This is a genomic window from Halomicrobium mukohataei DSM 12286 (assembly GCF_000023965.1).
Classification (GTDB): domain Archaea; phylum Halobacteriota; class Halobacteria; order Halobacteriales; family Haloarculaceae; genus Halomicrobium; species Halomicrobium mukohataei.
Window position 1 is genome coordinate 1960222 of sequence record NC_013202.1, and the last position, 25333, is coordinate 1985554.

The following is a 25333-nucleotide window of genomic DNA, read 5'->3' on the forward strand; positions in this document are numbered from 1 at the left end:
ACGCGTATGACGTTCAATCCGAACGAGGGGCTACCACAGGATGAGGTCACGGAGCGCGTCGACGAGGCGATCGAGAGCAACGAGGTCGTCCTGTTCATGAAGGGAACAGAGATGATGCCTCAGTGTGGTTACTCGGACAAGGCACTCACGCTGATCGGGCAGTGTCGCGACGACTTCGAGACGGTCGACGTACTCGAGTCACTCGACGAGTACCGGGTAGCATTGGAAGAACACAGTGGGCGTGAGACGATTCCACAGACGTTCGTCGACGGGGAGTTCGTCGGCGGCAGCGATATCTTAGAGCAGTACGCCGAACGGGGCGAACTCGAGGCGACGCTCCTGGCCTAGACGAACCGGAACGTTTCGAGGTTCTTCGGGTTGTAGGTCCGCATGTTGAACTTCTGGTAGAGCGCCGACGACAGCTGGTTCGTCGACTGTTCGTCGCCGTGGACGCAGATGACTTTCTCGGGACGGGGATGCATCGTCTCGACGAAGGTCTCCAGTCCCTGCCGGTCGGCGTGGCCGGAGAAGCCGTCGACGGTTTCGATTTCCATTTTCAGCGAGACGCGTTCGGCGCGGGGCCCGCTGCCGTCCGAGAGCGTGATCTCGTCCTGTCCGCGCTGGATCTGTCGACCGAGAGTCCCCTCTGCCTGGTAGCCGACGAACATCATCGTGTTGTCCGGGTCGCTACCGAGCAGGCGGAGCCACGACATCACGGGGCCGCCGGTGACCATCCCGGAGGTCGTGAGGATGATACAGGGTTCGTCGTCGGCGATGTCTTGGCGCATCTCCTGGCCGCCGTCGACCTGCTGGAACTGCTCGGCCAGGAAGGGGTTCTCGTCTTCGTAGAGAATCCGCTGGCGGAGATCGTCGCGGAGGTACTCGGGATAGGCGGTGTGGATCGCTGTCGCTTCGCGGATCATCCCGTCGAGATAGACGGGCACGGTCGGAATGTCGCCGCTTCGCATCGCCTCTTCGAGGACGAGCATGAGTTCCTGCGACCGGCCGACGGCGAAGGCCGGAATGAGGATCTTCCCGCCGCGATCGTGGGCTTCGTTGATGGCTTTCTTCAGGACGCGCTCGGAGTCGGCCTGATCGGTCTGGTAGTCGTTTTTCCCGCCGTAAGTCGATTCGAGCACGAGCGTCTCGACGCGCGGGAAGTCGTTGACGGCTCCGTCGAGGAGACGGGTGTCGGTGTAGTGGATGTCCCCGGAGAACGCGACGTTGTAGTGGCCGTCGCCGATGTGGAAGTGTGTCACTGCTGCCCCGAGGATGTGTCCGGCGTTGTGCATCGTGAGCTTGATATCCGGGGCGATGTCGGTGACGTTGCCGTACTCGACGGGGATCGTGTGCTTGAGTGCGTCCCGGACCTGCTGGCTCTCGTAGGGGGGTGCGCGTCCCTCTTTGGCGGCGACGTCGAGGTAGTCGAGCTGGAGGAGTCCCATCAGGTCTCTGGTCGGCGCGGTGGTGTAGATCGGGCCGTCGTAGCCGTACTTGAACAGGATCGGGATGAGCGCGGAGTGGTCGAGGTGGGCGTGAGTGAGTACGACCGCGTCGATCGACTGCGGACCGGCCGCGAGGGCCTCCGGTGCCTGGAGGTAGGGAACCTCTCCTTCTGCGCCGGGCTTGTCGCCACAGTCGATGAGGATGCGCGAATCGGGCGTCGAGAGGATGAAGGCAGCGCGCCCGACCTCTCGACAGCACCCCAGCGTCGTCAGGCGCACCCAGTCGGCGTCGTCCGTCGTCGGACGGTTGATCTGGCGACCGACGCGTTCGAGGATGTCGCGCCGTTCGGTCCGTTCCTGTTTGAGGAAGTTCCGGACGTTCGAGACGGTCGAGGACTCCATCGGTGGTGTTCGGACGACTTCCGGCGTCCAGCCGACCGACGCCGAGATCTCGTCGAGCGTCTCGCCGTGGCGGCCGATGACGAGGCCGGGCTTTTCGGCTTCGATGAACACTTCGCCGGTGTCGTGGTCGAAGTCGAGGTTCTGGACGCCCGCGGCGTCCGGGATCGTCGACGAAATCTCTTCGCGGGCGCGCTGCTCGTCGACGAGTGCGCCCTGTGTCGGGCGGACGTTGATGCGCTTCTGGAGGGTCTGGGCGAGGTTCGGCACGAGCCGGTCCCTGTTGGCGACCTTCCGCGCGTCGGGCGTGTAGATGACGAGTTCTGGCCCTTCGAACGTCACCGAGGCGATCTCGATGTCGTCCGGCGTTTCCTGCTCGACCGTCGTTCGAATCTTCTCAAGTGTCTCGTCTGCGGAACTCATGGGTTGAAATCAACGATTAGTGGCCGTCAATGGCTGCGAAAACGACGGCAACGGGGGTTCGATAGATGCGGCTATGCTGGGGAGTGGCAAGAACCTTTGCTTCTCGATCCACACACTCGGAGTCCCAGAGTCGGGTCCCACGACGATCTGGCCACGGAGCCGGCTATTCGGTGGCCGCTCGGACCACGCGCCCGATCCGATCGATCGCCGCGTCGACGTCGGCGCGGTCCACGTCGAGGTTGGTACACAGCCGCGTCGTGTACTCGGAGACGCTCCCACAGCGAACGCCACGCGCCACACAGCCCTCGACGAAGGCGTCGCTGGTGATCCCGGCGGGTTCGCTGTCGACGACGACGATGTTGGTCTCCGGTGTCGGCACGCGGAGGCCGTCTATCGCGTCGAGACCGGTCGCCAGCCGCCGTGCGTTCTCGTGGTCGTCGGCGAGCCGGTCGACGTTGTCGAGCGCTTCGAGGCCGGGTGCCGCGATCATGCCCGCCTGGCGCATTCCGCCGCCAAACAGCTTCCGGAGGCGACGGGCCTCGTCGACGAACGACTCGGTGCCCGCGAGGACCGAGCCGACGGGTGCGCCCAGTCCCTTGGAGAGGCAGGCCATCACCGAGTCCGCTTCTCGGGCGAGCGCGGCCGGCGCGGTGTCGAGCGCGACCGCGGCGTTCCACAGCCGCGCGCCGTCGAGGTGGACCGGCACGCCGAGAGCGTGTGCCGCGTCACACGCGGCGTCGACGTGGGATTCGGGGACCGCGACGCCGCCGCGGTAGTTGTGCGTGTTCTCCAGGGTCACCAGACCGGTCCCCGGTCGGTGCAGGTCCTCGGCGACGAACGCCTCGCTGATCTGTTCGGGGGTCGGTACGCAGCGCTCGCTGGCGTCGACCGTGCGACACTGGACCTGTGCGTGCTGGGCGGTCCCGCCGAGTTCCCAGCGATAGATGTGTGACTCACGATCCAGCAGGAGTTCCTGTCCCCGTTCGGTGTGGGCCCGGACGGCGATCTGGTTGCCCATGGTGCCGCTGGGAACGAAGAGCGCGTCGGCTTTCCCGAGCAGACCGGCGGCACGGGCCTCCAGTTCGGCGACGGTGGGATCTTCGCCGTACACGTCGTCGCCGACTGGGGCGTTGCGGGCGGCCTCCCGCATGGCTGTCGAGGGCCTAGTCACCGTGTCTGATCGGAGGTCGATCGGGTCGTCGTGTCCGGACATGGATCAGGCCTGCTGGGCGGCGTCGTCGCTCGGTTCCGTCAGGTGGGCTTTCCCCCACTCGGCCATCGCGTCGATCACTGCTTCGAGCGACGAGCCCCGTTCTGTCAGGGAGTACTGGACGCGAAACGGCTGTTCGCTGATGACTTCGCGATCGACCAGACCGTGTTCCTGCAGGTCTTCGAGACTGTCCGAGAGGACTTTGCTGGAGATCCCGTCGACGCTCTCTTTCAGTTCGTTGAACCCGGACGGGCCGTGTTCGAGCAAGCGATGGACCAGTACCGGGTGCCACTTCTTGCCGATCACCGACGCCGTCGTCGTGATCGGGCACCACTCCTCGCCGGCACACCACACTTCCAGGGGCTCACTGGCGTCTGTCATCGTCGCACGGTTACGTGGTCCCCACGGTTATAGTTACGTATCGTAAGCGGGTTCGGGATGGAAACTCCGGGGGTCGGAGATCACGCATTGCTGGCGGATCGATTGACGAAGAGAGACCGCAGTGGCCCGGAACGCCTACGGTGAGACTGTCGACGCTCGGTAGACCTTCTTGCGGGCGTCGGGCAGAAAGACCTCTTCGGTGACGAGATCGGCTTCCGAGAGGGTTTCGAGCGCGGCGCGCACCGTTCGTTTCGGGAGCAGCGTCTCCTCGGCCAGCTGTGCCTGCGTCATCGCTCCTTCGCTGTCGAGCACCCAGTGGACGAACTTGGCACTCGGCGGTGCGTCTTCGAGGTGGTGGCGCGGCAGTGACTCACCGGTGTCGGACTGTGTCGTTGCGGTCATCCAGTGACCATCCATTGTGGCTTCTGCATTAATAGCTCTTGGTTACCGCCAGCACACCCGGTCTGACCGACGTGTGGCGCGACGTGCGCTCACCCCTCACGTTGTTCGCTGGCGGCCGCCGCCAGCGCGTCGATCGTCTCCGGATTCTCGATGCTGCTGGTGTCGCCGATCGTCTCGCCGGTGTAGGCACCCGCGACGGCCCGGCGGACGATCTTGCCGCTCTGTGTCTTGGGGAAGCCGTCGACGAACACGACGTCTCGGGGACGGAACGGCTTGCCGAGTTCGCGACCGACCTGCGAGCGCAGGTCTGCCCGAAGGTCCTCGCCTGCCTCGACACCGTCTTCGAGGACGACGAACGCGGCGACGGCGGTGCCCGTCGTGTCGTCTGGCACTCCGACGGCGGCGGCCTGATTGACGGCGTCGTGTGCGATCAGTGCCCCCTCGACCTCTGCGGGGCCGACCTTCCGCCCGGCGACGTTGAGCGCGTCGTCGGCTCGGCCGTGGAGGTACCAGAGTCCGTCCTCGTCTTTCTGAGCCCAGTCGCCGTGGTCCCAGCAGTCCTCCCACGTCGACCAGTACTCTTCGAGGTAGCGCTCGTCGCCGCTCCACAGGGACTTCGTCGTGCTGGGACAGGAGTCCCGTGCCACCAGAAAGCCCCGCTCGTGGTCGTCCGCGACGGACTCGCCGGTGCTGTCGACGATGTCGACGTCCATCCCCAGCCCCGGGCCGCCCAGCGTGCAGGGCTTGAGGGGCTGGATCGGCATCGGCATGAGGAAGCACCCGCAGATCTCGGTGCCGCCGGAGATGTTGATGATCGGGGTCTCGCCGCCGCCGACGTGCTCGTAGAACCACCGCCAGGACTCGTCGTCCCAGGGTTCGCCCGTCGATCCCAGCAACCGCAGCGACGAGAGGTCGTGGGCCTCGAGGGGGCCGGTACCGTGCTTGCGAAGCGCACGGATCGCCGTCGGACTGATGCCGAACTGGGTCAGTCCGTGGCGTTCGATCATGTCCCAGAATCGGTCCGGGCCGGGGTGGTCGGGCGCGCCCTCGTACATGAAGACGGTGCCGCCGAACGTGTGGGTCCCGATCAGCGTCCAGGGGCCCATCATCCAGCCGATGTCGGAGACCCAGAAGAACCGATCTGCGGGCTGCAGGTCGAACCCGAAGTGTAGTTCCTTCGCCGTCTGCACCTGGACTCCGGCGTGCGTGTGGACGATCCCTTTGGGTTCGCCGGTGGTCCCAGAAGAGTACAGCAGCATCGACTCGTCGTTCGCGTCGAGGCGCTCGGTCTCGAAGGTCGCGTCGGCGGTTCCGACGGCGTCGGCCCACCGCTCGTCGCGATCGGTCCATGGGATCTCGTCGACTGCACCCAGGCGGTCGAAGACGACGGTGTCTGTGACGCTGCCGGCCTGCTCGATGGCCTCGTCGACGGCGTCTTTCAGCCGGATCTCGTCGCCGCGCCGGTAGAATCCGTCGGCGGTAAAGAGCACGGAACAGTCGCTGTCTGCGATCCGGGTCGCGGTCGCGTCGACGCCGAAACCGGAGAAGATCGGGACGGCGATCGCTCCCAGCTTGAAACAGCCGTACAGGATCGAGACGACTTCGGGGACCATCGGCATGTACAGGCCGACCGTGTCCCCCCGCTCGATGCCCCGCTCCCGGAGCGCGTTGGCCACGCGGTTGGCCTGTCGGTGGAGGTCGTGGTACGTGACGTGGCGCTGCTCGCCGGGTTCGCCCTCCCAGATGCAGGCCACGCGGTTGCGCGCCTCGCTGTCGAGGGCGGCGTGGCGATCCACGACGTTGTGCGCGAGGTTGACGGTGCCGCCGGGGTACCATCGGGTGAACTGCGGGCCGTCCGTGTCGTCCCGGATCTGGTCGTACGGTTCGTAGAACTCGATGTCGAGGTAGTCGACGATCTCGTCCCAGAACCAGTCGATCCCGGACGCGGGCTCTCCGTCTACTTGCCCGGTGGTGCGTGCGATCAGTTCCTCGTAGTCGGCGATGTCGTAGGTCCGCATGAACCGGGCGACGTTTGTCGCCTCGACGAACGCCTCGTCGGGGACGTGGACGAACTCACCCATCGCACTCACCGCCGTCGCGGTCGGCTGTGGAACTCGCCGTCCGGCGAGTGAATCGCTGGCACATATACAGCCGTTTGACATCCATCGACAATGATTGCTTGGTGAGTCATTGGATACTCGACATTTCCGAACTGGCGAACGGTTCTGCCGTGATGGCAACGCATATTAGGCCGACATTGGTACATCTGCACATGGACGACATTTTTGTCGGACGGCTGATGACATCCGACCCGGTAACGGTCTCACCAGATACGCTCGTCGAGGACGCGGCACAGCTGATGATCGACGAATCGATCGGTTCGCTGATCGTCACCGACGACGACAACGACATCCGAGGGATCCTCACGTCGACCGACTTCGTGGAGATCGTCAAGGAGAGCGATCCGAAGGCCCAGACGACCGTCGAGCGCTACATGAGCACGGACGTGCTGACGACGACCGCACAGGAGCAGATTCAGGCGGTCGCAGACCTGATGCTCGAAGCAGGCATCCACCACGTCCCCGTCGTCGACGAGACCGAGGGCGTCATCGGGATCATCTCTACGACGGACCTCACCGCGTACGTCTCGACGGTCCAGACGCCGAGTCCGGCCTGAACGCTCTCTCTCCTGCGGACTCGCGTCGACCGGACGCTTTCCCGGACCGGCGGCTGTCCGCGAACGACTCCATTACCCCAGTGGCGACTGTCCCGGCACGGCGACAGTATCAGTCGTCCGTGTCGGCTCGTTCGCTCGCGGTCGGTTCCCAGACCGTCGCCTCCGAGCGCTGCTCGACGAAGGCGGCGAGCGCGCCGTAGAGACCGATATCGTCGCCCAGTCGGCTGATTCGGATCTCGGGACGCTCGACGAACAGGTAGTCGTCGAGGTGCCGATCGATTCCGTCCAACACGACGTGCTCGTTGTTCATCGCGACGCCGCCCCCGACGGTGATCAACCCCGGGTTGAGAGCGTTACAGATGGCACCGATCCCGGCCGCGTTGTACCGCGCGACGCGATCGAGAAAGGACTGGGCGAACGCGTCCCCCTCCGATGCGGCCCTGAACACGTCTTGTGCCGTCACCTCGGTGTCGAGAGTCGTCTCCGGCTCCTCGGCGACGATGCGTCTGGACACGGTCCGAGCGATCCCACGTCCAGAGCAGAACGCCTCCCACGCGCCCGTGACGCCCGTACTCTCCACTTCGCTGTCGGGTGCGACCGGGAGCAAACCGAACTCACCGGCCTGGGCCGACTCGCCCCGGACGAGCCGGCCGTCGTCGACGACGCCGCCGCCGATGCCGGTGCCGAACGTGACGTGGACGAGGGTGTCGACGTCGTCGCGAGAGCCGTACTGCCACTCGCCCAGCACGGCGGCGTTGCAGTCGTTTTCGACGACGACCGGGAGACCGTGTGCCTCGTGGATCGCCCGGCCGGCTTCGATCCGATCGACGGTGTCGCCGTCGGTCGTGTCCAACTCGTCGATCTGCGCTCTGTTTCTGTCGACGAGGCCGGTACAGGAGATGGCGACCCCAGAGAGCGGTTCCGTCGCCGCCGCGGTCAGATCCGCGACGGCGTCGACGAGCTGGCGCTCCAGGTCGTACGGCCGGGTCGGTTCGACGGTCACGTCCGTGACGATATCTCCGTTCGGGACCGCGACTCCGTACCGAAAGTTCGTGCTTCCGATCCCGAACACGGCGACCTGATCCATACACCATTCCATCCGTTCAGTCAACTTAAGTATCCTTCCGTTAGCGACTGTCCGGTCCCGGTGGGGGCCGGCAGGCGTCGCCTACGCCGTCTCGACTGAGGACCGTCCCGACCGGACGAGTCCCTGGGCCGACACGTATCAGTCGCAGCCGCTTCCAGACGCATGTATCCTTCGGGTAGCCGCTCTATACCGGAGATTGCGAACCCGTACTGCATCTTTAAGTATCACGTGGTCGATATTCATTGTAGATATGGAACGTTCCAGTGCGGAGGACGGAGCCCTGCTCAAGTGGTATCGCAACCGGATCGCCGAGCCGACGACCGACGACGAAGTGTACGGCTACTGGCTGTTCGTCTTCGGTGTCGTGGTCGGTCTGTTCGGCGTGTTACTCGCCGGCTCGACTGCCACACAGACCAGCGGGTCGTTCCAGCGACTGGCCGGGATCGCCCTGGGCGGACTCGGACTGCTGTTCGTCCTGATCGGGCCGATCATCCGGCTCCCGCTGGAACGCCGGGCGACGAGGGTCTCCTACCTCGGGGCGGCCATCAGCGTCCTCGCGATCGTCTGGCTCGTCCTCTCGTTCGACGGCGGGCGCGGACAGCGCACGATCGTCTTCGGGACCTACGGCATCGGGATGGCCGTCATCGCGCTGGGTGCGATCCTCGTGCCGATGCTGAACGAGACCGACGGCGAGACCGCCGTCTCGGCCGCTGAGTCGGCGGCCCAACGGGCGCAGGCGGACGCCGACAGTGCCCGTACGGAGGCCGACGAACACCGGGCGGACGCCGACGACCTTCGCGATCAGGTCGCCGCTCGGACCGACGAACTGGCAGTGCTCCACGACAGCGCGGCGACGTTCGAGCTGTACGAGGACAGGGGCGGCAAGTACCGCTGGCGGCTCCGCCACCGCAACAGCAACATCATCGCCGACAGCGCCCAGGGGTACTCCCGCCGCGTCGACGCCCAGAACGGGATCGAGAGCGTTCGCCGCAACGCACTGGGCGGCGCGCTCGTGGAACTGGAGACCACGCTCGAAGACTCGACCGACGAGGCAGAGACGGGCGTCGTCGCCTATCCGCCGGGCGAGAGCAAGGCGACGTTCGAGCTGTACGAGGACAACGTCGGGGGATACCGCTGGCGACTCCAGCACGCCAACGGCAACATCATCGCCGACAGCGGCGAGGGCTACACCGAGCGCCGCGAGGCCGAGGCGGCCATCGAGCGCGTGAGCGAGCGGGTCGGACCGGCACAGTACCTCCGTGCCGATCCGACGGCCTTCGAGGTGTACCAGGACGCCGCCGAAGAGTGGCGCTGGCGGCTGATTCACAAGAACGGCAAGATCCTCGCCGACAGCGGTGAGGGGTACGCTTCCCGTAGCGGGGCTCGTGACGCCGTCGATCGCGTCCGGTCTGGTCTGGACGACGACGACTACGAGTTCGAGGTCTACGAGGACACGGCCGGCAAGTACCGCTGGCGGCTCGACGCGGACAACGGCGAAACCGTCGCCGACAGCGGGCAGGGGTTCAGCGAGGAGCGGGGCGCGCGCGAGAGCATCGATCGCGTCGAGGGACACGCGCTCGACGCCGCGGCACTGGACATCGGACTGGCGGCTTTCGAGGTCTTCGAGGACAGCGCCGGGAAGTATCGCTGGCGACTCCGCCACCGCAACGGGAACATCCTCGCCGACGGGGGCCAGGGGTACAGCTCGCGGACGAAGGCCTTCGACGGCATCGACAGCGTCAAGCGCAACGCGCCCAACGCCGAGACCACCGACGCCTGACGGCTCACCCGTCGTATTCGACGATCTCGAAAGCCGCGTCGCCGTTTCTCAGCGTGTCGGTCAGCCCGGCCAGATCGTCCGCCACCGCCAGCAGACACACGTCGAGCCCCTTCGTCGCGGCCTCCGCGACGGCGGCCGCCGTCGCGAACTGGATGTCGATGTCGAGGTCGGCGGCGTGGGCCGTCGCGACGGCCTCCGTGCCCGAGACCGCGAGCAGGTCGTGGTCGCTCGCTTCCGCCGCGACGGCTGCGTGATCCACGTCGCTGCTTCCCCCGTCACGGATCGGCGGGATCGAGACGATCGTCACCGTCCCGAGGTCGTACTCCAAGACGCCGTCGAAGTCGGTGATGCCCACGTCCCGGCCCGCCTCGGCCGCCGAGACGGCGACCGCGGTCGCCGTACCGGCCTCGCCCGGTGTCGCGTGCAACACGCCGTCTCGCATCGTCAGCGAGACCGCCTGTCCGTCCTCGATGGCGGTGGTCGCGATGGCGGTCTCGATCTCGACTTCGCCGATCACGTCGTCGGAGACGTGGTCGACGAACTCCCGGAGGTCGGTCGTCTGCGTGATGAGCCAGTCGACCCCCTCCTTGGTGACTTCGTAGCGCCCTCGTCCGTGCTTCTGGACGAAGTCGTTCTCGACGAGATCCTGGAGGTAGTTCGAGACTGCCTGCGAGGTGATGCCGATGCTGTCGGCGATCTCCTGTTGACTGACCGCCGGCTGGCGCTCGGCGATCTCGATGAGGATCTGGTACTGGGTCGCCGACCGCTTGCTCTGGAGGACCGTAGTGCCGTCGTGTGCCCCGTCCGTCATTGTCGATGCTGAGGGCGGCCCGGACAAGTATGTTTGCCCTTCATCCCCACAGGACCGGTGCTGGGGCGCTCACGATCGTCTGAAGGAAAGTCGAGTTGTTACCGGAGCGATCCCGTTGTGGTCGATCCCAGCGTGGTTGTGTCGGGAAAACCGATGATATTTCACCCCACTGGACGGAGTGTCGACCATGACAGACGACGAACTCCCCGACATCCCCGTTATCTGTACGGACTGCGACACCCGGACCAGCGTCGCGTTCGACGAGGTCGAGGCGGCGGTCGAGCGCCACAACGAACAGCTCCACGACGGCGAGGCGGTCGCACAGGTCGATCCCGAAGTCATGGAGGTCCTCGCCGACCGCGTCGCCGAAGACCTGGGACTGCTGTAGTCCGTCAGCGGACGTTCTCGACCCCTGCTCTGACGCGCCGCCCGATGCCGGCGGCGACGCCCCGGAGCGTGTGGCCCGCCCAGTAGAACTCGCTGGTCGCCCAGCACAGGCCGACGAGCACGAACAGCGCGGCGAAGGCCAGGTCGGTAAAGAGCACCCACGGCGGCGCGGTGTAGAGGATACCGTTCGTGACCAGCGACGGCGTCACGTCTTTCAGGGTGAGCCAGAACCGGTCGGCGGGGGTCCGATCGCCGGTCGTCTCGAGCGACGCTCCGACCGAGGGCGGCGTCGCTGTCCCGTTCGCCCCATCCTCCGGCTGGGTCCTGGGTTCGACCGGTGCCCGTCCTCTGAGCCGTGCGGCCGGTCCGCCCTCGCTCTCGTCGCCGGTTCCGATCCGCTCGACGTCGTAGGGCATCCCGACGGTGGCCGACCAGACGATCTCGTCGTCGGCGTTCACCTCGACGAGTCGGTTGCCGTTCGAGTCGACCAGCAGCGTGTTGCCGTTGGGGAGACGGTCGGCGTCCCGTGGCCACTTGAGACGCACGTCCTGCCAGGACCAGCTCTGGACCCACTCGCCGTCGACGCGCTGGTACTCGACGACGCGGGCGTTCTCGGAGTCCGCGACGACGACGGCGGGGCCGCCGTACGCTCGCGGGATGTAGTCGGCGTTGTGTTGCTCGTAGAGGATCGAGTGGTTGCCGTCCTCCCCGAGGGTCCAGTTCTCGTCGACGGCGTACCCCCCGCCGTCGGTCCGATCGAGGAAGATCACCTCGTCCATGTTGCGCGGACTGAGCATGATCCGGCCGTCGGACAGCACTTCCACGTCGTTGACGTGCGTCCAGTCCCCGCCCTGGCCGCCGGCCTCGCGGCTGTAGTGTTCGTCGAAGCGCCACTCCCAGACGACCGAGTCGTCGCGCGTGTCCACGACGAACACCGAGTCTTCGACGATGTCGGCGACGATCAGGTGGGTGTCGTTGATCCTGTCCACGTCGTGCCAGCGGCCGGACGCGACCTGGGGTGTCATCTCCGCGTACACGGTCTCGTGGTCGCCCGTGGTGAGGTTGACGCGGTTGACGACGTTGCGCGTACACTGGCCGCTGTGGAACTGCTCGCAGTCGTCGCCCTCGAAGTGCTTCGCGGCGACGTACTCGACGGTGTAGCGCTCCCCCTCGACGGGATCTACGTCGAAGTAGACGCGGTAGGTGTCGTTGAAGTAGACGACGCTCCCGTCGGGCGTCAACGCGGCCAGCTCCGCCGTCTGGTCGCCCACGTAGAACCCCTGTGTCGCGACGACGGTCAGGCCGCGCTCGCCACTGGCCGCCCGGACCCGCTGGGTCGACCAGTTCTCTCCCGGCAGCGTCTCCGATTTCGCCCGCTGAAACCGTGATTCCACGTCGACCTCCGTCAGACCGCTCGACGGTGGCGCTGCCGTGGCCGTCGCGTCACCGCCGGCCGATCGGTTTTCCTCCGCGACCGTCGTCGCGTCGTCAGGTGTGGTCGCGGCCGGCGTTGCCGTCGCCGTTTCGGTGCCCGTCTCGGCACCGGCAGTCGACTGGAGAAACGACTGTCCGACCGCCGCGGCCGAGAGGATCATGACCGTCAGAAAGAGGACTCGCAGCGCCGATCGTGTGCGCGCTCTCATCGGTTGAACAGGAGATGAGTCGACCGACCGCGGTTAAGTCTTTGTGAACGCTCAGCCTCGCTTTGAGCGACCGGATCGTTCAGCGCTCGCTCATCCTGCGACCAACATACATTGCTCATCAGCCACCAGTACACCAGCTTTGCCTCGCACCGGCGAAATGCTATCAATTACGTTCCCGTTTCGAACGGTCCGCTTCTGGTGCCCGGGTCGCGAAGCTATAAGTCATTATCGCAATAATCATTATCCAGAGTATGACCTTTTACGATCGGGTGGACGAACTGGACACACTCGTCGACGACTTCGAGACTCCAGGTCACGATTTCTACGTCGTGTACGGTCGCCGTCGAGTCGGGAAAACTGCGCTCCTCAAGGAATTCTGTGACGGCCGACCACACATCTATTTCCTCGCAGCACAGGAGGCCGAAGCTCGTCAGCGTGAGAAATTCGTCGAGACCGTTGCCGATCACTTCGACGATCGGGTTCCGCGTATCGACGGGTGGGACGAGGCGTTCAGCTATCTCGGCGAGAAGATCGCACAGGAGCGGTGTATCGTCGCGATCGACGAGTTCCCGTATCTCGTCGACGAGAACGACTCACTGCCGTCGTACGTCCAGTCGTTCGGGGACGAACAGCTACAGGAGACGGACTCGATGCTCGTGTTGTGTGGCTCCAGTATCAGTACGATGGAGTCGGAAGTCCTGGGACACGAGAGCCCGCTGTACGGTCGACGGACGGGACAGATCGATCTCCAGGCGTTTACGTTCCAGCAAGCTCGTGACGTGATCGCGTACGACATCGAAGCGGCGGTCCAGTCGTACGCGATTACGGGTGGAACGCCGATGTATCTCACTCTGTTCGATTACAGTCGTCCACTCGGCAAGAATATCAAACAGGAGATTCTCTCACCGACGGCGGTGCTCTACAACGAACCGGCGTTTCTCCTTCGGACCGAGTTGCGCACTCCCGGCCGCTACATGAGTATCCTCGAGGCGGTCGCGACGGGCAATACCACGCCAAGTGAGATCGCCGGTGCGTCAGGAATCGATTCGGGACCACTCTCGAAATATCTCCAGACGTTACGCCGCCTCCGGCTGATCGACCGGGAAGTACCCGTAACCGCGTCGTCGAAGCAGTCCAAGCGATCCCGCTACCACGTGGACGACGAGTTCCTTCGCTTCTGGTTTCGGTTCGTCGAGCCGAACCGATCCAGTATCGAGGAAGCCCCAGCAGTCGTCTACGACGAGACGATCGAACCGAATCTCTCGGACCACGTCGCGACGACGTTCAAAGATGTCTGTCGGGAGGCTGTTTGGGCTGCAATCAGGCGTGACGATCTCGGACCATATTCTGAGGTCGGGCGGTGGTGGTACGGTGAGGACGAGATCGACATCGTCGGTCTAGCACCGGGTGACGACCGAATCCTGTTCGGGGAGTGCAAGTGGACGAATGAACCCGTCGGACACGGACTCGCGTCACAGCTACGCGAGAAAGGAGAGCGTGTTCGGTGGGGACCAGACACCCGTGACGAGGAGTACGCTCTGTTTTCGAGGAACGGCTTCGTCGACGGACTGGCAGACGATCTGGGCGACGACTGGGAACTGTTTGATTTGAGTAGGATTGGCGAGATCCTCTATAGTGACAATTGAAACGATTTACACACCGATCGCACTGCCGTCGTGCGATCGGGTGTGCATTGATTTTCAATGGCTACTATAGCTCAGTCACAGACAATGGACCGATAGCGCACACTGGCGGCTTGACCGCCTCAGATCGCCACCCCGCTGTTCTAATGAAGATCGTTCGATGCGGGAACGAACGCCCTCAGCGCTCGTCCCACGCGTTCAGACAGGACTCGTCACAGAAGTGCGCTTCCCGGACGGTGTCGTCTTCGATCCAGGTCACCTCGCGGTGGGTCGGCTCGTTCACGATTGCGTCGCCACACTGCTCGCAGTCGGGCGCTTCGGACTCGTCTAGGTCCTCGTGATGGTCCGATGTGGGATCTACCATTAGCCGAATCGTTGGCGTCACGCTATTTAATCCCACAGATATCTCGATCCGCCACCGCCTCTCACCGATCCCGCGTGACCGACTCGCCCGGCGTCGTGGTGGCTCCCTTCGACAGGGTGACACCGGGGTTGATGCTCGTGTTGACCGCGGTCTTGACGCCGTCTCCGGCGACGACGCCGTACTTTCGCCGTCCGGTCGAGACGCGGTCGCCCTTGACTGTCTGTCTGACCGGCTCGCCGTCGTGACGGAGGTTCGCCACCTGCGTGCCGGCTCCGAAGTTCACGCCCTCGCCGAGGACGCTGTCGCCGACGTACGTGACGTGGGGGACGGCCGAGCCGGCACCGATCACGCTGTTTTTGATCTCGACGCCGTGGCCGACGTGGGTGTCCTCGGCGAGCAGGGTCGCTCCGCGGACGTAGGCGTTGGGTCCGACCTCCGCGCCGGCACGGATCAGTGCCGGCCCCTCGACGACGACGCCGGGCTCGACGGTCGCGCCGGCCTCGACGACGACGTTTCCGCGGAGCGTCGCGTCACCGCGGACCTCGCCGTCGATCCGCCGATCGAGCTCCCCGAGCTTCCACTCGTTTGCCGCCAGCAACTCCCAGGGTCGCCCCACGTCGAGCCAGCGGTCGACCTCGACCGCCGAGACGGTACCGGTCTCGATCGCTCGCGCGACCACGTCGGTGATCTCGTACTCGCCGCGCTCGCTTTTCTCGACGTCGAGCCACTCGCGGGCGTCGGCCGGAAACACGTACGCACCGGCGTTCGCGAGCTCCGTCGGCGGGTCGTCGGGCTTCTCGACGATCCCCGTCACGGTGCTGCGGTCCGTCGAGAGGACGCCGTAGGCCGTCGGATCGTCGACGCGAGACGCCGCGATGGCCGGGCCGGCGTCGAACAGCGCGGCGATCGACGATCGATCGTAGAGATTGTCGCCGTTGAGGACGGCGAAGGGACCGTCGAGGTGCTCGCTGGCGGCCCTGACGGCGTCCGCGGTGCCGCGTTGTTCGGCCTGGACTGCGAACTCCACCGGGACGCCGCGATACTCCTCGCCGAAGTACGACCTGACCGCGTCGGCTTCGTACCCGACGACCAGTATCAGCTCGCTCGCCCCCGCCTCGACCGCCGCGTCGGCGGTGTGTGCCACCAGCGGCCGGTCTGCGACCGGCAACATCGGTTTCGGCGTGTCCGTCGTAAGCGGTCGCATTCGCGTCCCCTCACCTGCCGCGAGGATGACTACTTGCATACGCGCCGAGACTCACGGCATCCATTTGAAGCTACGGTCGACGGGACGGGTGGCCGGCGGTCCGAGTCGACGCCGACACCGTCGCTACGCGGTTTCGTGTCCCTCTGGAAACGGCTCCCGCTCACGACGTTGTTCGCGAGAGAAATGCTCGCTCAGGGATCTGAACAGGTGCGAGACGTGCTCGTGTCGCTGCGCGCGACTCGCGTGCTCAAACCCTGTTGGGATGGCTCTCGCTCACGACGTTGTTCGCGAGAGAAATGCTCGCTCAGGGATTTGAACCCTGGTCATTGGCTCGAAAGGCCAATATGATTGGCCGGACTACACCAAGCGAGCGGCGCATGTAGGGAGATAGGCTCGTGGTATTTAAAATCGTCTTTCTGCAGGCAGTTTGCGAACCACTCACTCGAATTCGACGCCGGAGACGGTGACTCGGAGGCCCCCGCTCTCGCTCTCGGACAGCGAGAGCTGCCAGCCGTGGGCCGTAACGATCTGCTCGACGATCGTGAGGCCGTAGCCGGTGCCGTGTTCGGTCGTCGTGTACCCGTACTCCAGTACGTCGCCGCGCTCGCTGGGCTCGATTCCGGGGCCGTCGTCGGCGACGACCAGGCCGTCTTCGGTCCGGTCGACGGTGACGGTCACGCCGGGACCTGCGTGACTGGCGGCGTTCTCGAAGAGGTTCTCGAACACCTCCAGCAGCCGGTTCTCGTCGGAGAGCACCGTCCCGAGGTCGTCGCTGGCCGAGAGCGTGCCGTCCTCCGGTCCGGCGGTCGTCCAGGCTCGGTGGACGATCCGTTCGACGTCGACGGGCTCGGGTTCCGTGATCCGATTGCCGTCCCGAGCCAGCGTCAACACGTCCTCGATGAGCGCTTCGATCCGTTCGAGGGACTGCTCGATGTGGTCGAGGTGGGCCGTATCGTCGGTCTCGCGGGCCAACTGGAGCCGTCCCATGGCGACGTTCAGCGGATTGCGGAGGTCGTGGCTGACGACGCTGGCGAACTGTTCGAGTCGCTCGTCCTGCCGCCGGAGCTTCTCCCAGCCCTCGACGCGTTCGCTGATGTCTGCGATCGTCCCGACGTTGTACCGGGTCCCGTCGACCTCGATGGCCGTCGTGTGTGTCTCGACGGGGACCTCGGTGCCGTCGAAGCGGCTGTGTCTCGCCTCGCGCTGTCGCGTCTCTCCGAGATCGAACGACTCCCAGTACTCCTCGAATCGCGCTCTGTCGATCGCCGGGTTCACCTCCCACAACCCCGTCCCGTGTAGCGACTCGCGATCGGTGCCCAGCAGATCGGCGTACGCCTGGTTCACGTAGGCGAATCGTCCGTCCGCCCCGTAGACGCCGACTGCGACGCCGACGCGCTCCACGACGGCGTTGAAAAACCCCGGCTCGAAGCCGCCGTCGGTCCGTACGTCCGCCCTCGATCGCTGGTCCGCGACACCTCGTCGCCGGCCGTCGCTGGCAGGCTCGCTCTGTGCACCGTCCCGGTCGCCGTGTCTGCTGTGTTCCCCCGTCATGTTCGCACCCACAGCGCGTACCTGACGCTGATACTCCCTCTTCTGAGCCCAGCATCAAAAACCCCTCCCGTGGTAGCACGACACATCCACCACTGGACGGCGGCTCGATCGCTGCCGTTCAGGCGGCTCCGCCACCCGACCGGCGGGGTGGGGATCGATCGCCCACGGTGGTCGACGGCCTACTTGCCCTGGAAGTCCGGGTCGCCGTCACCCATGAACGCCGTGATGCCCTCCATCACGTCGTCGGTGCCGATGAGGTGGCCGAAGGCCTGGGCCTCGACCTCCAGTCCGGCGTCGGTGTCGTCGCGCCCGGCCAGCATCGCCTTCTTGGTCAGCTCCTGGGCGACGGGCGGTCCGGCGGCCAGGTCGGCGGCCAGTTCGAGCGCCCGCTCGTCGATCTCGTCGTTGGGGACGACCTCGTTGACGAAGCCGTAGTCGGCCATCTCTTCGGCGTCGTAGCGCTCGGCCGTGAAGATGATCTCCTTGGCGCGGCCCTCGCCGACGATGTTGCTCAGGCGCTGGGTGCCGCCCCAGCCGGGCAGCAGGCCGAGGTCGTGTTCGGGCTGGCCGAGTTCGGAGCGCTCGCTGGCGACGCGCATGTCCGCACAGGTGGCCAGTTCCATCCCACCGCCCAGCGCGTAGCCGTCGATGCCGGCCACGACCGGCATCGGACAGGATTCGAGCTTGCCGAACGTCTGCTGGCCTTTCCGGGAGAGCTCGATCGCTTCCAGCGGCGTCGCGTTGCTCGCCATCGACTGTACGTCCGCGCCCGCAGAGAAGGCCCGATCGCCCGCGCCGGTCAGCAGGATCGCCCGCACCTCGTCGTCCTCGCTGAGGTGATCGACGGCGTCGGCGATCTCGTCCATCATGTCCGGACTGACCGTGTTCATTCGGTGTGGGCGATCGAGTTCGATCTGTGCGACGTACTCCTCGGGGTAGGACAGCGAAATCGATTCGTAGTCGGTCGACTCCGCTTCCTCGTCGTCGTAGAAGCCACCCTCCCGAGCGGCCGCTTCGAGGCCCGCCGAGAGTTCGTAGCGGGCTGCACCGGTCTCCTCGCGGGCCGTTTCGAGCGCGTCGACGAGCGCCTCCAGCCCTGCCTCGTCTGCGAGCTTCGCCGGCCCGTCCGGGAAGCCGCCGCCGAGCATCACGGCCTCGTCGATGTCGCCGACGGGCGCGACGTCGTTTTCGACCAGTTTCCCGACCTCGTTGGCCATCACGGCCAGTAGACGGTGTTCGACGTCCTCGCGGCCGGCGTCCGTCGGGATGTCGACGCCGCCGTTCTCGTAGTCGTAGAACCCTTCGCCGGACTTCTTGCCGAGCCGCTCGTCTTCGACCGCCTCTTCGAGCAGCGGACACGGTGCGTACTGCTCACCGAGCACCTCGTGCATGTATTCGAGGACGTGCAGGCCCACGTCGTTGCCGACCTGGTCCGAGAGCTCGAACGAACCCATCGGCAGGCCCATGTCGAACTTCGTCGTCGAGTCGACCTCGGCGATCGTCGCCACGTCGTCGTGGACGAGCCAGCAGGCCTCGTTCATCAGTGGCACGAGGATGCGGTTGACGATGAATCCGGGAGAGTCCTTGCGGACGCGAACGGGGGTCTTGTCGAAGGCTTCGGCGAGCGCTTCGATCGCGTCGAGCGTCTCGTCGTCGCTGTGTTCCCCCGAGATGACTTCGACGAGGGGCATCCGAACCGGGGGATTGAAAAAGTGCATCCCGCAGAACTGCCCTGGACGCTCCGTGACTTCGGACAGCTCCGTGATCGAGAGGCTCGACGTGTTCGTCGCGAAGATCGCGTCCTCGGGGGCGTAGGCTTCCACGTCGCCGTAGACGTCTTTCTTGATCTCCATTTTCTCCGGGACGGCCTCGATGACCACGTCGGCGTCGCCGACGGCCGCCTCCATGTCGACCAGCGGTGTCACGCGTTCCAGGGCCGCGTCGGCTTCGTCCTGACTGAGCTGTTCTTTTTCCGCGAGTTTGTCGAGGGACCACTCGATGTTGTCGTACCCGTCCTGGACGAACTCCTCTTTGATGTCGCGCATCTGCACGTCGTAGCCTGCGATGGCGGCGACCTCGGCGATTCCGTGACCCATATTTCCTGCGCCAAGCACCGCCACAGTCTCAATGTCCTCAAAATCCATGACAGGCGTATTCACTCTCGCCCAGGGTTTCAACGTTTCTCTCGCACAACAACCACGTTGCCGTTTATTTCTGTACAAAATCATTATCCGTGATACCGTTTAACACTGATAATATGGACTTCGACCTCACAGACGAGCAACGCCAGGTCCGAGACGAGGTGCGACGGTTCGCGGAAAACGAGATCAAACCCGACGCGACCGAGTACGACACCGAGGAGAAGTATCCCCGTGAGATCGTCGAGCAGGCGGCCGAGATCGGACTCACGGGCGCGAACATTCCCGTCGAGTACGGCGGGGTCGGCTACGACACGCTGACCAACGCGATCATCGCCGAAGAGCTGTTCGCGGCCGATCCCGGCATCGGACTCTGCATCCAGTCGACCGCCTTCGGGGCGGACGCTCTCGTCGGCTTCGGGACGGAGGAACAGAAAGAGGCGTTCCTCGAACCGGTCGCGACTGGCGACGCGATCATGGGTGCGGCGATCTCCGAACCCGACGTGGGGTCGGACGTGTCTTCGGTGTCGACGCGGGCGGAGAAAGACGGCGACGAGTGGGTGATCAACGGCAACAAAATGTGGATTACTAACGGTTCGATCGGAGACTACTTCGTCGTACTCTGTAAAACAGATCCGGAGGCGGAGGGCCGGTACAACGGCTTCTCCCAGATCGTCGTCGAGGCCGATCGCGACGGATTCGAAGCCGACAAGATCACCGGCAAGCTCGGCATCCGCGCGTCGGACACCGCCGAGTTGATCCTCGACGACGTGCGCGTCCCCGAGGAGAACCTCGTCGGGACCCGCGGCGCGGGCTTCCTCCAGCTCATGCAGTTCTTCGACGAGACCCGGACGGGCGTCGCCGCACAGGCCGTCGGGATCGCGAAGGGAGCCGCCGAGCGTGCGCTCGACTACGCCGAGGACCGCGAGCAGTTCTCCAAACCGATCAGCGAGTTCCAGGCGATCCAGCACAAGCTCTCCGAGATGCACACGCAGGTCGAAGCCGCCCGGATGCTCACATACAAGTCCGCCTGGAGCGTCGACAACGAGGACGACCAGCTGACGATGCTGGCCTCGATGGCCAAGGAGTTCGCCTCGCGCGTCGCCGTCGAAGTCGCCGACGAGGCCGTCCAGATCCACGGTGGTGCCGGCTACGTCAACGACTTCGACGTCGAGCGGTTCTACCGCGACGCCAAGATCACCCAGATCTACGAGGGGACCAGCGAGATCCAGAAGAACATCATCGCACGCGAGCTGCTCGGCAAAGGGATGACCTAAACCGCGACGCGCAGCGCTTCGTCGAGGCTGTCGACCGTCTCGATGTCGACGCCGGGGATCTCGCCGATCTTGCTCTTGAGCGCCATCTTCTTGATGTCGTCCGAGACGATAATCCAGTTCGTGATCCCGTACTCGGTGCCGGCCTCCGCGGCCTCCTGTGCCTTCTCGAAGACCTCCCCGTTGAGTGCGGACTCCATTTTCAGGACCGAGACGTGCGTGTCGATGGCGGGATCGGTCGCCAGCTCTTCGAACCGCTCGTTGACGGCCGCAAAGACTTCTTCTCTCGTTTCGATGTCGACACCGAACTCGGCTATCAGCGCGTTCTCCTCTACGTACAGGCTCCAGTCGTCTGTCGTCACGCCCACCGCTCCGTGCCCGCTGAACATAACTGCCACCCTCTGATTATCACCAGCGATACTTCTCCCGTCCTCGCTCCGACACTCGACCGCAACGTTCTCGACGCTCTCGTCCCATCGTCCGTCCGTGAGCGATCCCCACGACCGACTCCGCGAGGATCCCGACTTGGGACCCCTCGTCGAGACCCACGGCGAACTGACGATCTCGCCGGCCGAAGACCTCTTCGCGCGAATTCTGACCTCGATCGTCCGCCAGCAGGTGTCGATGGCGTCGGCGGCCGCCACCCGCGAGCGACTGTTCGACGCCGTCGAGGTGACGCCGTCGGGCGTTCTGGCGGCCGACGACGACGTGCTGCGTGACGCCGGCCTCTCTCGACAGAAGACTCGCTACGTCAACAACGTCGCGAGCGCCTTCGAGGAACGCGGACTCTCACGGACGTACTTCGAGGACATGGACGACGACGCTGTCGTCGACGAACTCACGTCGATCACCGGCGTCGGAGAGTGGACGGCGAACATGCAGCTCGTCTTCTCGCTGGGCCGCGAAGACGTGTTCCCCGTCGGCGACCTCGGCATCCGGACGGGCATGGCGTCGCTCGTCGATCCGGAGATGACCCGCGCCGAGATGTCCGCGTACGCCGAGCGATGGGAACCCTATCGGAGCTACGCCAGTCTCTACCTCTGGCGCGTCGAAGAAGACGTCGAAGAGAGTGTCGACGAGGTCGAATCGCTGTGACCGGCGCGTCTCCCACTGTCGGTGGCCGAAAGACGGCGGCCAGGAGGGCCGAACTGTCGTCCGGGAGCCGGTGCATCAGGATCGAACCGTGTCGCCGCCACTCGCCATCTCCCGTACGAGTATCGCAATACGACTGACAAGAACCTGTCGAAAGAAACCCGTGTGCTGGGCGGCCGCGGAACTCACTCCCCGTCCATCTCGAAGTCCTCGATCGAGTGGCCCTGCCGGACGATCCGCTCGCTGATCAACAGCTTCTCCGTCCGGTCGAGTGCCTCCCAGTCGAGGTGGTCCGGGGGCGACGACTCCAGGGACTCGAACTGCTCGATCACGCGGCCGTTGACGAATCGCGAGAACTCATCGCAGTTCGGGCAGGTAACGGAGAGGTGCGAAACGTCGAAGTCGCGCGTCAGCGTGTGCTCTCGGCAGTTCGAGCACCGATACGTACGCTCGGTCATACCCATCGAAGGGGTTCGAGGGGGTTGAGCACTGCGGTCTGTCGCTACCAGTCGAACGCCTCGTGGACGGCCAGTCCCGCCTCGTGACACACCGGCCCGGTCACGTCGGTGACGCCGTCGAGAATCGCTCCCGATCGAACCGTCGGCTCGCCGCCGGTGAACTCGTGGATCTCGTCGCCGCCGACGCTGTAGACGATCCGCCCCAGTCCGACCGAGCGGAGGCCACCGGCACACATCGGGCACGGTTCCGTGCTCGTGTACATCACCGTCCGGGCGCGTTCTTCCGGCGTGTACGACCGCTCGGCCGCCAGCGCGAGATCGAGCTCCGGATGGCGTCGCAGATCGTCCTCCGTGACGACGCGGTTCGACGCCGCCGCGATCTGCTCGTCGTCACGGACGAGGACGGAACCGAACGGTCGGTCACCGCGGTCGGCGGCCGCACGGGCGAGGTCGATGGCCGACTGCACGTGTCGCTCGTGGTCGAACTCCTCGAAGTCGGGATCTGCCATACCGCCACTCTGGGGTGCCTCACAAAGAAAGGCCGGGTCCTCCTGGCGGTCTCGCGGGGTAGTAGCGGCGGGGTTTAAGAGGCTGGATCTTCGAACGTAGAGTATGCTTCGCGGGCACGCTCGCGACCGACCGGTCGTCCCACGAACGTCCGCTCTCGCCGGCCGCTGTCGGTGAGCGCCCCGCTCTTCTCGTCACCGCGCACCGCTCTTTCACCACGCCTGACACTCCAACAATGTTCGACCGCATCGCAGACGACATCCGATTCGCCAAGGCCAACGATCCGGCCGCAACGAGCACCCTCGTGGTGCTGTTGACCTATCCGGGACTACACGCCGTCTGGTGGCACCGCCTCGCACACGCCTGTCACCGCCGCGGTCTCGCCCTCGCCGCCGCCCTGCTGGCGTACGTCGGTCGATTTCTCACCGGCATCGAGATCCATCCCGGCGCGACCGTCGGCGAGCGGGTGTTCGTCGACCACGGCATGGGGACCGTCGTCGGCGAGACCGCCGAGATCGGTGACGAGGTCGTGATGTACCACGGCGTGACGCTGGGCGGGAAATCCAGCGAGCCGGTCAAGCGCCACCCGACGATCGAGGACCGCGCGCTGATCGGTGCCGACGCGACGCTGATCGGCGACATCACGATCGGCGAGGACGCGACCGTCGGTGCCGGCTCCGTCGTCGTCGACGACGTGCCGCCCGACACGACCGTCGTCGGCAACCCCGCCCGCCCGATCGACGCCCTCGAAGACGAGGAGGGCGTCCCAGACGCGGACGAGGACGACGGAGTCCATCCGGACTGCGCCCCCGGGGTCGAACCCCGCTGGCGGGAAGTCCAGTCGTAGGCGCGTCGCTCACACCACCCGATTCCGCTCGCACCTCCGAGGCCCGCTGCTCGCTTCGCTCTCAGCGCGCCTCGCTACTCACGGGTTGTTCCTCCCCGCTCGCACCTCCGAGGCCCGCTGCTCGCTTCGCTCTCAGCGCGCCTCGCTACTCCTCCCCGGCCTCTTCTTCCTCTGCCTCCAGTTCGCCGTCGGCGTCGGCTCGCCGGGTCACGTCGACCCGGTAGTGCTGGAGGATGTCCCGCCCGAGCAAGAGCGGGTAGTCCATGTGCCCGCGGTCCTCGATGCTGGCGGTGACCGTGTGTTGGGTGCCGCCGACACCGACGACGAGGTCGACGACGGGTCGGGATTTTCCCTTCTTGAGGCTTCCAGAGCGAACGGTCACGATGTCCTTGATCGGGCCGGTTCCCAGACGGGTGGCCAGCTGTGAGTCGATGCTGGTCCGTGTCGCGCCGGTGTCTGACTTCGCGAGGACCGTCTCGGTGCCCCGAGTTCCGGCGACCATCACCTCCTCGATGTAGCCGACGACGGCCGGCTCTCTGGGTTCGGTCTCGGCCGGCGTGGGCGTGCACACCGGGCGGGAGTCGTCAAGCCTCTCTGCCAGCCGTTCGACGTCGTCGTCGGCCACGCTCCCGCCGGCCGCTTCGATCGCCAGGCGTGCGATGTGGGGTGCCGGACTCGTTCCCGTGGCCTTGAACAGCCCCCGGAATCCGGCCGTCGGGTTGACTTCCAGGACGAAGTAGCCGTCGGCTCCCTCGATGATGTCGACTCCGGCGTAGTCGAGTCCGAGTACGTCCGCGGCCGTCGTCGCCATGTCGGCCACTTCCGGCGGGAGATCGTCGGTCACGTCCTCGACGTCGCCGCCGAGTGCGACGTTGGTTCGCCAGTCGCCGTCGGGTGCGTAGCGGTTCATCGCGCCGACGACGACGCCGTCGACGACGTAGACGCGCAGGTCGTGGTTGCGCTGGTCGTCGACGTCGAGGTACTCCTGGAGGAACGCCTGTCGCAGCCCGACCTGGGGGTTGACGGGATCGTCCAGATCGACGAGCCAGGTGCCCCCGCCGTGGGTCCCGATCGCGGTCTTGTACACGGCGCGATCGCCGAAGCGAGCCCGCCCCTCGTTGAGCCGCTCGCTGGACAGCGCCAGCAGGGCGTCTGGCACCGGGACGCCGGCCTCCGCCAGCGCCATCGTCGTCGCGAACTTGTGTAGCGCCGTCGTGATGGCTTCGGGCGGGTTCAGCATCGGGACCAGCCGAGCCAGCGTGTGGGCGAGGCCGATCCCCTCGACGGGCTGTTCGTCGCTGGACAGGAGGAGCCGATTGACGACGACGTCCACGTCCGGTTCGAGCGTCACGTCCCCGTCTCGTACGTCGACGGCCGTGTTCTCCGCGCGGAGCCACTCAGTGTCGTAGCCCAGCGCGTCGACGGCGTTCAGAATCGCTTTCGTTTCCTTGCTGTTGTGGAGGCTCAGAACGCCGACCGTCGGGTCCGCAGCGTCGTTCATAGGGCTGGTGACTCCCACAGACGCCAAAGCCCTGACGGTCGTCGCGAGCCGTCGGACGCGGTTCGGTCGCCGACAGTGCGAACGCGCCCGCTCGCATCGGGGGCGCGCC

At 65.6% G+C, this 25333-nt stretch carries 24 protein-coding genes and 1 tRNA gene; 8 read left to right on the plus strand and 17 right to left on the minus strand.

All coding sequences use genetic code 11. The features are described from left to right. Positions 1–6 precede the first annotated feature (6 nt). Complete coding sequence (locus tag HMUK_RS09850; RefSeq protein ID WP_015763006.1) at positions 7–348, plus strand: glutaredoxin family protein; 342 nt, start codon at positions 7–9, stop codon at positions 346–348. Here HMUK_RS09850 and HMUK_RS09855 read toward each other — a convergent pair. From HMUK_RS09855 to HMUK_RS09875, 5 genes are all read right to left on the minus strand, one after another. Then, complete coding sequence (locus HMUK_RS09855) at positions 345–2267, minus strand: beta-CASP ribonuclease aCPSF1 (protein ID WP_015763007.1); 1923 nt, start codon at positions 2265–2267, stop codon at positions 345–347. The two genes, HMUK_RS09850 and HMUK_RS09855, sit on opposite strands and share 4 nt — an antisense overlap. 163 nt (positions 2268–2430) lie before the next feature. Then, positions 2431–3480 (minus strand): threonine aldolase family protein, encoded by a 1050-nt coding sequence (locus tag HMUK_RS09860; RefSeq protein ID WP_015763008.1) that lies wholly within the window; start codon positions 3478–3480, stop codon positions 2431–2433. A gap of 3 nt (positions 3481–3483) precedes the next feature. Next, the gene (locus HMUK_RS09865; protein WP_015763009.1) at positions 3484–3858 is read right to left on the minus strand and encodes a winged helix-turn-helix transcriptional regulator; all 375 of its coding nucleotides are present in this window, start codon (positions 3856–3858) and stop codon (positions 3484–3486) included. A 135-nt stretch (positions 3859–3993) separates the two neighbouring features. Beyond that, complete coding sequence (locus tag HMUK_RS09870; RefSeq protein WP_015763010.1) at positions 3994–4260, minus strand: helix-turn-helix domain-containing protein; 267 nt, start codon at positions 4258–4260, stop codon at positions 3994–3996. Between the two features lie 89 nt (positions 4261–4349). After that, a complete protein-coding gene (locus HMUK_RS09875; RefSeq protein WP_015763011.1) occupies positions 4350–6341 on the minus strand; it encodes an AMP-binding protein in 1992 nt (663 codons plus the stop codon). A 191-nt stretch (positions 6342–6532) separates the two neighbouring features. On the opposite strand from HMUK_RS09875, the gene HMUK_RS09880 reads away from it, so the two are divergent. Continuing rightward, positions 6533–6937 carry a CBS domain-containing protein gene (locus tag HMUK_RS09880; RefSeq protein WP_015763012.1) on the plus strand — a complete coding sequence of 135 codons (405 nt, stop codon included), beginning with the start codon at positions 6533–6535 and terminating at the stop codon, positions 6935–6937. 109 nt (positions 6938–7046) lie between these two features. Here HMUK_RS09880 and HMUK_RS09885 read toward each other — a convergent pair whose 3' ends face one another. Next, positions 7047–8024: an ROK family protein gene (locus tag HMUK_RS09885; protein WP_015763013.1), complete on the minus strand. Its 978-nt coding sequence runs from the start codon at positions 8022–8024 to the stop codon at positions 7047–7049. Between the two features lie 250 nt (positions 8025–8274). Between HMUK_RS09885 and HMUK_RS09890 the strand changes: the two genes are divergently transcribed. After that, positions 8275–9804 carry a YegP family protein gene (locus HMUK_RS09890; protein WP_015763014.1) on the plus strand — a complete coding sequence of 510 codons (1530 nt, stop codon included), beginning with the start codon at positions 8275–8277 and terminating at the stop codon, positions 9802–9804. Between the two features lie 4 nt (positions 9805–9808). Here the strand turns inward: HMUK_RS09890 and HMUK_RS09895 are convergent, their stop codons facing one another. Then, positions 9809–10615 carry a DUF7839 domain-containing protein gene (locus HMUK_RS09895; RefSeq protein ID WP_015763015.1) on the minus strand — a complete coding sequence of 269 codons (807 nt, stop codon included), beginning with the start codon at positions 10613–10615 and terminating at the stop codon, positions 9809–9811. A 187-nt stretch (positions 10616–10802) separates the two neighbouring features. Here HMUK_RS09895 and HMUK_RS09900 point away from each other — a divergent pair, with 187 nt between their 5' ends. Further along, on the plus strand, positions 10803–11003 hold the full coding sequence (locus HMUK_RS09900) for a hypothetical protein (protein ID WP_015763016.1): 201 nt from the start codon (positions 10803–10805) through the stop codon (positions 11001–11003). A 4-nt stretch (positions 11004–11007) separates the two neighbouring features. Here the strand turns inward: HMUK_RS09900 and HMUK_RS09905 are convergent, their stop codons facing one another. After that, positions 11008–12645: an aryl-sulfate sulfotransferase gene (locus tag HMUK_RS09905; RefSeq protein ID WP_015763017.1), complete on the minus strand. Its 1638-nt coding sequence runs from the start codon at positions 12643–12645 to the stop codon at positions 11008–11010. Positions 12646–12896: 251 nt separating this feature from the next. Between HMUK_RS09905 and HMUK_RS09910 the strand changes: the two genes are divergently transcribed. After that, positions 12897–14291: an ATP-binding protein gene (locus HMUK_RS09910; protein ID WP_015763018.1), complete on the plus strand. Its 1395-nt coding sequence runs from the start codon at positions 12897–12899 to the stop codon at positions 14289–14291. A 175-nt stretch (positions 14292–14466) separates the two neighbouring features. Here the strand turns inward: HMUK_RS09910 and HMUK_RS09915 are convergent, their stop codons facing one another. The 5 genes from HMUK_RS09915 to HMUK_RS09935 form a co-directional block, all read right to left on the minus strand. Next, entirely contained in the window at positions 14467–14652 is a 186-nt protein-coding gene (locus tag HMUK_RS09915; RefSeq protein ID WP_015763019.1) for a DUF7576 family protein, read from the minus strand. 61 nt (positions 14653–14713) lie between these two features. Further along, a complete protein-coding gene (glmU, locus tag HMUK_RS09920; protein WP_015763020.1) occupies positions 14714–15895 on the minus strand; it encodes a bifunctional sugar-1-phosphate nucleotidylyltransferase/acetyltransferase in 1182 nt (393 codons plus the stop codon). Between the two features lie 258 nt (positions 15896–16153). Continuing rightward, positions 16154–16228, minus strand: a tRNA-Glu gene (locus HMUK_RS09925). A 66-nt stretch (positions 16229–16294) separates the two neighbouring features. Then, positions 16295–17407, minus strand: a complete 1113-nt coding sequence (locus HMUK_RS09930) for a sensor histidine kinase (RefSeq protein ID WP_015763021.1) — start codon at positions 17405–17407, stop codon at positions 16295–16297. A gap of 179 nt (positions 17408–17586) precedes the next feature. Continuing rightward, positions 17587–19551, minus strand: a complete 1965-nt coding sequence (locus tag HMUK_RS09935; RefSeq protein WP_015763022.1) for a 3-hydroxyacyl-CoA dehydrogenase/enoyl-CoA hydratase family protein — start codon at positions 19549–19551, stop codon at positions 17587–17589. Between the two features lie 113 nt (positions 19552–19664). Here HMUK_RS09935 and HMUK_RS09940 point away from each other — a divergent pair, with 113 nt between their 5' ends. Then, positions 19665–20822 carry an acyl-CoA dehydrogenase family protein gene (locus HMUK_RS09940; protein WP_015763023.1) on the plus strand — a complete coding sequence of 386 codons (1158 nt, stop codon included), beginning with the start codon at positions 19665–19667 and terminating at the stop codon, positions 20820–20822. On the opposite strand, the gene HMUK_RS09945 is transcribed toward HMUK_RS09940, so the two are convergent. Continuing rightward, positions 20819–21208 (minus strand): hypothetical protein, encoded by a 390-nt coding sequence (locus HMUK_RS09945; RefSeq protein ID WP_015763024.1) that lies wholly within the window; start codon positions 21206–21208, stop codon positions 20819–20821. The genes HMUK_RS09940 and HMUK_RS09945 overlap by 4 nt on opposite strands. A 97-nt stretch (positions 21209–21305) precedes the next feature. On the opposite strand from HMUK_RS09945, the gene HMUK_RS09950 reads away from it, so the two are divergent. Then, complete coding sequence (locus HMUK_RS09950; protein WP_015763025.1) at positions 21306–21914, plus strand: DNA-3-methyladenine glycosylase family protein; 609 nt, start codon at positions 21306–21308, stop codon at positions 21912–21914. A gap of 182 nt (positions 21915–22096) precedes the next feature. Here the strand turns inward: HMUK_RS09950 and HMUK_RS09955 are convergent, their stop codons facing one another. Together HMUK_RS09955 and HMUK_RS09960 are read right to left on the minus strand one after the other, a co-directional pair. Next, a complete protein-coding gene (locus HMUK_RS09955; protein ID WP_018259427.1) occupies positions 22097–22369 on the minus strand; it encodes a hypothetical protein in 273 nt (90 codons plus the stop codon). Positions 22370–22413: 44 nt separating this feature from the next. After that, a complete protein-coding gene (locus tag HMUK_RS09960; RefSeq protein WP_015763027.1) occupies positions 22414–22878 on the minus strand; it encodes a nucleoside deaminase in 465 nt (154 codons plus the stop codon). A gap of 233 nt (positions 22879–23111) precedes the next feature. Between HMUK_RS09960 and cysE the strand changes: the two genes are divergently transcribed. Continuing rightward, positions 23112–23723 (plus strand): serine O-acetyltransferase, encoded by a 612-nt coding sequence (gene cysE, locus HMUK_RS09965; protein ID WP_015763028.1) that lies wholly within the window; start codon positions 23112–23114, stop codon positions 23721–23723. A gap of 145 nt (positions 23724–23868) precedes the next feature. On the opposite strand, the gene HMUK_RS09970 is transcribed toward cysE, so the two are convergent. Then, a complete protein-coding gene (locus HMUK_RS09970) occupies positions 23869–25224 on the minus strand; it encodes a RimK family alpha-L-glutamate ligase (protein WP_015763029.1) in 1356 nt (451 codons plus the stop codon). Between the last annotated feature and the right edge of the window lie 109 nt (positions 25225–25333).

Coding starts and splice junctions, on each gene's coding strand:
- HMUK_RS09870 (WP_015763010.1), bottom strand. CDS start 4,260: ATGACCGCAACGACACAGTCCGACACCGGTGAGTCACTGCCGCGCCAC.
- HMUK_RS09865 (WP_015763009.1), bottom strand. CDS start 3,858: ATGACAGACGCCAGTGAGCCCCTGGAAGTGTGGTGTGCCGGCGAGGAG.
- HMUK_RS09940 (WP_015763023.1), top strand. CDS start 19,665: ATGGACTTCGACCTCACAGACGAGCAACGCCAGGTCCGAGACGAGGTG.
- HMUK_RS09895 (WP_015763015.1), bottom strand. CDS start 10,615: ATGACGGACGGGGCACACGACGGCACTACGGTCCTCCAGAGCAAGCGG.
- HMUK_RS09935 (WP_015763022.1), bottom strand. CDS start 19,551: ATGGATTTTGAGGACATTGAGACTGTGGCGGTGCTTGGCGCAGGAAAT.
- HMUK_RS09960 (WP_015763027.1), bottom strand. CDS start 22,878: ATGGCAGATCCCGACTTCGAGGAGTTCGACCACGAGCGACACGTGCAG.
- HMUK_RS09880 (WP_015763012.1), top strand. CDS start 6,533: ATGGACGACATTTTTGTCGGACGGCTGATGACATCCGACCCGGTAACG.
- HMUK_RS09955 (WP_018259427.1), bottom strand. CDS start 22,369: ATGACCGAGCGTACGTATCGGTGCTCGAACTGCCGAGAGCACACGCTG.
- HMUK_RS09910 (WP_015763018.1), top strand. CDS start 12,897: ATGACCTTTTACGATCGGGTGGACGAACTGGACACACTCGTCGACGAC.
- HMUK_RS09905 (WP_015763017.1), bottom strand. CDS start 12,645: ATGAGAGCGCGCACACGATCGGCGCTGCGAGTCCTCTTTCTGACGGTC.
- HMUK_RS09855 (WP_015763007.1), bottom strand. CDS start 2,267: ATGAGTTCCGCAGACGAGACACTTGAGAAGATTCGAACGACGGTCGAG.
- HMUK_RS09915 (WP_015763019.1), bottom strand. CDS start 14,652: ATGGTAGATCCCACATCGGACCATCACGAGGACCTAGACGAGTCCGAA.
- HMUK_RS09970 (WP_015763029.1), bottom strand. CDS start 25,224: ATGAACGACGCTGCGGACCCGACGGTCGGCGTTCTGAGCCTCCACAAC.
- HMUK_RS09885 (WP_015763013.1), bottom strand. CDS start 8,024: ATGGATCAGGTCGCCGTGTTCGGGATCGGAAGCACGAACTTTCGGTAC.
- cysE (WP_015763028.1), top strand. CDS start 23,112: ATGTTCGACCGCATCGCAGACGACATCCGATTCGCCAAGGCCAACGAT.
- glmU (WP_015763020.1), bottom strand. CDS start 15,895: ATGCAAGTAGTCATCCTCGCGGCAGGTGAGGGGACGCGAATGCGACCG.
- HMUK_RS09860 (WP_015763008.1), bottom strand. CDS start 3,480: ATGTCCGGACACGACGACCCGATCGACCTCCGATCAGACACGGTGACT.
- HMUK_RS09890 (WP_015763014.1), top strand. CDS start 8,275: ATGGAACGTTCCAGTGCGGAGGACGGAGCCCTGCTCAAGTGGTATCGC.
- HMUK_RS09930 (WP_015763021.1), bottom strand. CDS start 17,407: ATGACGGGGGAACACAGCAGACACGGCGACCGGGACGGTGCACAGAGC.
- HMUK_RS09875 (WP_015763011.1), bottom strand. CDS start 6,341: ATGGGTGAGTTCGTCCACGTCCCCGACGAGGCGTTCGTCGAGGCGACA.
- HMUK_RS09945 (WP_015763024.1), bottom strand. CDS start 21,208: ATGTTCAGCGGGCACGGAGCGGTGGGCGTGACGACAGACGACTGGAGC.
- HMUK_RS09850 (WP_015763006.1), top strand. CDS start 7: ATGACGTTCAATCCGAACGAGGGGCTACCACAGGATGAGGTCACGGAG.
- HMUK_RS09900 (WP_015763016.1), top strand. CDS start 10,803: ATGACAGACGACGAACTCCCCGACATCCCCGTTATCTGTACGGACTGC.